This window comes from Acidovorax sp. sif0632 (genome assembly GCF_019218805.1).
In the GTDB taxonomy this organism is placed as follows: Bacteria; Pseudomonadota; Gammaproteobacteria; order Burkholderiales; family Burkholderiaceae_C; genus Acidovorax; species Acidovorax facilis.
Genome location: NZ_JAHUWW010000018.1, coordinates 1 through 1,077 on the forward strand (window position 1 = coordinate 1; position 1,077 = coordinate 1,077).

The 1,077-nt window shown below is 58.8% G+C and carries 1 protein-coding gene; it reads right to left on the minus strand.

From position 1 onward, the window contains the following. Nucleotides 1-967: IS481 family transposase (locus KW832_RS25560; RefSeq protein ID WP_218301935.1), on the minus strand; the 967-nt coding region annotated here is incomplete at its 3' end. Nucleotides 968-1,077 lie beyond the last annotated feature (110 nt).

Here is a 1,077-nt window from a genome sequence, read left to right on the forward strand (position 1 = left end):
TGTCGCATCCCGGACGATCATATGGTCGCTTGAGAAACAGGTGCGGGTGGGTCTGGTACCACTCTTTCATCGCCTGCATCGGCGTACTGCTCTTGAGCGCTGACAGCGGTAGCTGGTGGTTGTACAACGCCACATAGCGCAACAAGGTCTGCTCCATGTCTTCGCGGCTGTTGAATCGGTGGGTCTTCAGAACGTCCGCAATGCGGCCGTTAAATCGCTCCACCATGCCGTTGGTTCTGGGTGTTCTGGGCTTAGTCAGTCGGTGCTCGATGCCTAACTCCTGGCACAGTTGATCGAATTCATGGTTGCCGCTGGGTTCGCGTTCCCGGCTGGCAAACAGACGGTCCGTGAACTCTTTGCCGTTGTCGGTCAACAGCTTGTTGATCCTGATCGGACAGGCCTTGTGCAACGCCTTGAGGAAGGCCTGTGCACTGGCGGCGGTCTTGTTGGACTTGAGCTGCACAAACACCCAACGCGTGGCCCTATCGATAGCCACGAACAGGTAGCGCCGGCTGCTCTCATCCTGCATCTGGGGCAGGTACTTCACGTCCATGTGCACGTAGCCTGGCTCGTAGCTCTTGAAGGTCTTGTAGGCCAGCGCAGGCTGCTGGGGCTTTAGAGCATTGAGGTTGCCCGCTCCATGGCGGCGCAAGCACCTGTCCAGCCCGGAGCGCGAGACATGGGGACAGATGAACTCCCGTGTCACGGCCAGCAGGTCATCCAAAGGCAGCAGCAAGGTACGCCGCAAGTGAACCACCACTGTTTCTTGTGCTGGCGTGAGCACGGTTTGCAGGTGGTGGGCAGTGTGAGAGCGGTCTGCAAAGACGGAACGCTTCTTCCACTTGTAGACCGTCTGCTCAGTGATCCCAAAGCGCTGGGCCAGGACGCTGGCTGGTTCATCGCTGGCTGCGATCTCGGCACGCACGGCGGGCGTGGTGCGGGCGTTCTTGTGCAGGGCTATCAACATGGCTTCACTCCCCGGGTGGATTGCAAGGACTCTATCAACTCCTTTAGAACCGCTCGCGCCATGAAGAGTGGATAGCGTTTGGAGTCTATGCAATCGTCCGGGATGCGACA